The following is a 5,412-nucleotide window of genomic DNA, read 5'->3' on the forward strand; positions in this document are numbered from 1 at the left end:
CGCCGTCACAGCCATCTCGGCGGCATCAGTCCCGAAGCGTTCGAACGCGCGTCGGCGTGAGGCTCGGCTTTGTCCACGAAACCGGGGACCGTCCAGCTCGCATGGTTGAGTGAGGTGGGGGCACCCTGTAGAAGTTTTCGGGGGTCGCCATCTAGGCGCTTGAGCGACAAAATATTCGAACCGAGGCCGCATGAAGGATAATAACCCGATCGGGCGGCAAAGCCGGCCTTGTGCCGGCGTGGTGCTATACAAGCCTGATGCAAAATTACTTAAGGCGCTCGGATGTGCGTTAGCGGGGCGAAGATTGTTCGCTTTCGCCAATGGCCCGATGAATCACGAAATCCTAGCGGCATTTGCGGGTGCCGATCTGCGATTGATTGAAAGTCCTACAAACGTTGGCTTGGGTATGGGACTGAATGCAATAGCCCAAGCTGCTTTTGAGGACGGATTCAGTCATATCATGCTGCTGGATCAAGACAGCGCGCCATCGCTTGACCTTTTGGATCAATTGACGGCTCGGAGCCTCGCTCTCGAACGGCAAGAGAATGTCGCTCTAATCGCTCCACTCCTTATCCCGCCTTCTGAGGGCTTTTACAAGCCCATACGCTACCAGCGGCGCAGTTTGGAGCGGGCTGATGGGCTTGTTTCGCTGGATTTTGCACCAACATCGGGATCGCTCGTTAACCGCCAAGCCTATGAGACGATTGGCCCGTTTCGCGACGATTTCTTTATCGCGGGGATCGATGTCGAATGGGGATTCAGGGCGTGGAATCTCGGCTGGTCTACCTATTTGGTGCCTCGACTTGAAATGCCGCACCGTTGGGGCGAAGATGTAAGGCCGGAGGAAATCGCAAAGCCCCAAATATTGCGCCAGACGAATGTGCGGAATTATTATTACGTTCGCAATGTTGTGGCGACGGCACAGCTCGCTCATGTACCTTGGCGATGGCGTGTCAAGTCCGCTGCTGCGCTCGCCGCTCAGCTCGGCCTGCTGGCAATACGAGGCGATAAGGGTGCCACCAGGCCGGCTTGGACTGGTCTGATCGATGGCTTGCGGGGGCGTCTCGGGCCAGCACCTCTCGGCATTTCGTGATTGCTTTGGTGTGGCTGTCTGCAGGTTCTATGCTGTCTCAAGCTTGGCAAACTTGACAGCAGCCTGAGACGCTGGTTGTTGCCGACTGCAAAAAAGCTCATGCAGCAGTCGATGCTTGTGGAGTGACACCCATGTCATTGAAGTTCCTCGTCACCGGCGGTGCCGGCTTCATCGGCTCGGCGGTAGTGCGCAAACTGATCGGCGAGACGCAGCATGATCTTTGCGTCGTCGACAAGCTGACCTATGCCGGCAATCTCGCTTCGCTCGCGCCCGTGGCGGGCAGCAATCGGTATCGCTTCGAGCAGGCCGATATCGGCGATGGCGAGCGCATGCGGGCGATCTTCGCCGATTTTCGGCCCGACATCGTGATGCATCTCGCAGCCGAGAGCCATGTCGACCGCTCGATCGATGGGCCAGGCGATTTTATCCAGACCAATATCGTCGGCACCTTCGCCCTGTTGCAGGAAGCGCTGCGGCATTGGCGGACACTCGAAAGCGAGGCCAAAGAGCGCTTCCGCTTCCACCATATCTCGACCGACGAGGTGTTCGGCTCGCTCGGCGAAGAGGGTTTCTTCAGCGAGGACACGGCCTATCAGCCGAACTCGCCCTACTCCGCTTCCAAGGCGGCGTCGGACCATCTCGTGCGCGCCTGGCATCACACCTATGGCCTGCCGGTCGTGCTGACCAATTGCTCCAACAATTACGGGCCCTATCACTTCCCCGAAAAGCTCATCCCGCTGATGATCATCAATGCGCTGGAGGGCAAGAAGTTGCCCGTATATGGCAACGGCCTCAACGTCCGCGACTGGCTCTATGTCGACGACCATGCCGATGCGCTACTGACGGTGGCCGAGCGCGGCGCCACCGGCGCGAGCTACAATATCGGCGGTCATAACGAGAAGACGAATATTGACGTGGTGAGGGGCATCTGCACCATTCTCGACGAGCTCCGACCCGATCCGGCGGGTCCGCATGAGCGGCTGATCAGCTATGTCACAGACCGGCCCGGCCATGATGCGCGCTATGCGATCGATGCCGGCAAGATCGGTCGCGAACTCGGCTGGACGCCGAAAGAGACCTTCGAGACCGGGCTTCGCCGCACTGTCGAATGGTATCTCGTCAACGAGAAATGGTGGGGCGACATCCGCTCCGGCGTCTATCGCGGCGAGCGCCTCGGCGCGGCTTGAACCGGACGGACGAAAACATGTTCAGCGTCGAAGAAACCGCCATCCCCGCGGTCAAGATCATCACCCCCAAGAGGCACGGAGACCATCGTGGCTTCTTTTCCGAGGTCTACAAGCAGTCCGAGATGGCGGCGGCGGGGATTGATCTCGTCTTCGTGCAGGACAACCACTCGCTTTCGGCGCAGGTCGGCACGCTGCGCGGCCTGCATTTCCAGTCGGCGCCCTTTGCGCAGGACAAGCTGGTCCGCGTGACCAAGGGCCGCGTGCTCGACGTCGCCGTCGATCTGCGCGCCTCCTCGCCGAGTTTCGGCCAACATGTGTCGGTCGAGCTCTCTGCCGAAAACTGGCGCCAGCTCTTGGTCCCGATAGGGTTCGCCCATGGCTTTGTCACGCTCGAGCCGGATACCGAGGTGCTGTACAAGGTGACGGCGCCCTACGGACCGGCCAATGATCACGGCCTCGCCTTCGATGATCCGGCGCTTGGCGTCGACTGGTACTTCCCACATGCCGAGCTCGTGCTGTCGGACAAGGACCGCAAGCATCCGCGCTTGGCGGATCTGCCGCGCTACTTCAACTGAGTGCGGGAGGCGAGTATGAGGATCACCGTCACGGGCCAATCGGGTCAAGTCGTGCTCTCCATGCTGGAGCGCGCGCCGCAGGGCGTGACCGTGACCGCGCTCGGCCGCCCGGGGCTCGATCTGGAGCAGCTCGATTCGATCGGCCTCGCGATCGCTGCGACGCAGCCCGATCTCATCGTCAATGCCGCGGCCTTCACCGCCGTGGATGTCGCGGAAAGCGAAGAGGCGGTGGCTCGAAGGGTGAATGGCGACGCGGCCGGTAAGGTCGCCAGCGCTGCGGCGGGGCTCGGCGTGCCCGTCATTCAGATCTCGACCGATTATGTCTTCGACGGCAGCCTCGGCCGGCCCTATCGCGAGGAGGACCCAGTCGCGCCGATCTCGGCCTATGGCCGCAGCAAGCTCGCAGGCGAAGAGGCGGTGGCCGCGGCCAACCCGATCCACGCGATCCTCCGGACCGCCTGGGTCTACAGCCCCTTCGGCAAGAATTTCGTCAAGACCATGCTGCGGCTGGCGGAGACGCGCGACGAGGTCAGCGTGGTGGCCGACCAGGCCGGTTGCCCAACTAGCGCCCTCGACATCGCCGATGCGGTTTTCAGCGTGGCCCGCAATCTGGTCAAGCGCCCCACCGATGCGCCGCTGCGCGGCGTCTTTCATATGGGCGCCCAGGGCGAGGCGGTTTGGGCCGATGTCGCGGAGGCGATCTTCGTCGAACGCGAAAAGCTCGGCGGCAAGCCGGTGCGGGTCAAGCGCATCGCGACATCCGATTATCCGACGCCTGCGCGGCGGCCCGCCAATTCACGGCTGGATTCCTCAAGGCTCGAAACGGTTCATGGCGTGAGCCTGCCGCATTGGCAGGTCTCGCTCGCATTCTGCGTGCGCCGACTTCTGGGCACCGAACAGACGGGATAGAAGACGATGAAGGGCATCATCCTAGCCGGTGGCTCCGGCACGCGGCTCCATCCGATGACGCTGGCGATGTCGAAGCAGCTTCTGCCGGTCTACGATAAGCCGATGATCTACTATCCACTCTCGACGCTAATGCTCGCCGGCATTCGCGAGGTGCTGATCATCTCTACCCCGCATGACCTGCCCCATTTCCAGCGCCTGCTCGGCGACGGCTCGGATTGGGGCATGAGCCTGTCCTATGCCGAGCAGCCGCATCCGGGCGGGCTGGCGCAGGCCTATCTTATCGGCGCCGACTTCGTGGCGGGTCAGCCCTCGGTTCTGATTCTCGGCGACAATCTGTTCTACGGCCATGCCCTCCCTGAGATGATGGCTTCCGCCTCGGCGCGGGCCAACGGCGCGAGCGTCTTCGCCTATCATGTCCGCGATCCGGAGCGTTACGGCGTGGTGGAGTTCGACGCAGCCGGAAAAGCGGTCTCGATCGAGGAGAAGCCCAAAGCGCCGAAGTCGAGCTGGGCCGTGACGGGACTTTACTTTTACGACGAGCAAGTGGTCGACATCGCCGCCAACCTGAAGCCTTCCGCCCGCGGCGAGCTCGAAATCACCGACGTCAATCGCGTCTATCTCGATCGCGGCCAGCTTTCCGTCGAATGCATGGGCCGCGGCTTCGCCTGGCTCGATACGGGAACGCCAGATAGCCTCATCGAGGCGGGCGAGTTCGTGCGCACGCTGGAGAGCCGGCAGGGCCTGCGTATCGCCTGCCCAGAAGAGATCGCCTATCGGCAGAGATGGATCTCGACCGATCAGCTGGCAAAAAAAGCCGACGAGTTGAAAAAGAGTGATTATGGGCGATATCTTTTGGAGGTCGTCCTACCCGATTGAGACTGTCAGGACACCTGATTGGTCTCTCGTCGCGGCGAGAGACCTGCCTGCAAGGCCGCCCGACTGAGGACATCAGCCTGAGCCGGACATAAGGTCGGTGGCTACCCACTGTGACGCGATCGGCTCGTTTCGGACGCAGCCAACGGGGGGAGCCCGGCCGATTCGCCGGCAGTGGAGTGCAGGGCCTTGCCCGTAGCACGTGCCGGGCGGGGCCTCAGGGACCCTCCATGTGGCCTTTTTTGGTGACGCCGTTTCAATCGCGAGGGTCTGGTGCATAGCTTATAAGCTGAGGCAGATGAGCTTTACGCTATTGGGACTGCGCCGTTGAGGAAGCGCTCGATGAATTGATAAACAACGACATTCGGCTTCTCTCGAGCAATGAGATATTTGTCAAACTTTATTCCCATTACGTTTGACCATCATGGCTCTTTTGAAATCGTTTATGATATATGGATGCATCGATATAGTAAAATAATCACGGAGCCAAACAGATTTCGGGCGAATCGGTCGGTCAGCAGTGAGGATGTTGTGTGAAACACCGTCGCGATTGACTTCTCCATTGGAATTGAAATAGCAACACTACAAAATTCTTGTGTCGATCCTTGGCTCTGACATGAGCGATGCCAGCCCCGAAAAGGCGGGCCAAGTTGAAGTTATAGCCAGTGCGCGTGACTCATGAGACCTGTGCGCGGGTAGGCGTGGACTATGGTGGCCGGCCTGTTTCGAGCGCGTTCGTCGCCGTCATCGCTGTTGTGCGCTGATCCGAACTTTG

At 60.7% G+C, this 5,412-nt stretch carries 5 protein-coding genes; all 5 read left to right on the forward strand.

Annotated elements, in window-relative coordinates; genetic code table 11:
• Positions 1 to 190 precede the first annotated feature (190 nt).
• Entirely contained in the window at positions 191 to 1,093 is a 903-nt protein-coding gene (locus tag BMZ69_RS31450; RefSeq protein ID WP_139219322.1) for a glycosyltransferase family protein, read from the forward strand.
• Positions 1,094 to 1,224: 131 nt separating this feature from the next.
• Positions 1,225 to 2,280: a dTDP-glucose 4,6-dehydratase gene (gene rfbB, locus BMZ69_RS30795; protein WP_092163826.1), complete on the forward strand. Its 1,056-nt coding sequence runs from the start codon at positions 1,225 to 1,227 to the stop codon at positions 2,278 to 2,280.
• Positions 2,281 to 2,297: 17 nt separating this feature from the next.
• Positions 2,298 to 2,855 carry a dTDP-4-dehydrorhamnose 3,5-epimerase gene (gene rfbC, locus BMZ69_RS30800; protein ID WP_092163827.1) on the forward strand — a complete coding sequence of 186 codons (558 nt, stop codon included), beginning with the start codon at positions 2,298 to 2,300 and terminating at the stop codon, positions 2,853 to 2,855.
• Positions 2,856 to 2,870: 15 nt separating this feature from the next.
• The gene (gene rfbD, locus BMZ69_RS30805; RefSeq protein ID WP_092163828.1) at positions 2,871 to 3,764 is read left to right on the forward strand and encodes a dTDP-4-dehydrorhamnose reductase; all 894 of its coding nucleotides are present in this window, start codon (positions 2,871 to 2,873) and stop codon (positions 3,762 to 3,764) included.
• Positions 3,765 to 3,770: 6 nt separating this feature from the next.
• A complete protein-coding gene (rfbA, locus tag BMZ69_RS30810; protein WP_092163829.1) occupies positions 3,771 to 4,640 on the forward strand; it encodes a glucose-1-phosphate thymidylyltransferase RfbA in 870 nt (289 codons plus the stop codon).
• Positions 4,641 to 5,412 lie beyond the last annotated feature (772 nt).

The organism is Allobosea sp. CRIB-10 (genome assembly GCF_900112185.1).
Classification (GTDB): Bacteria; Pseudomonadota; Alphaproteobacteria; order Rhizobiales; family Beijerinckiaceae; genus Allobosea.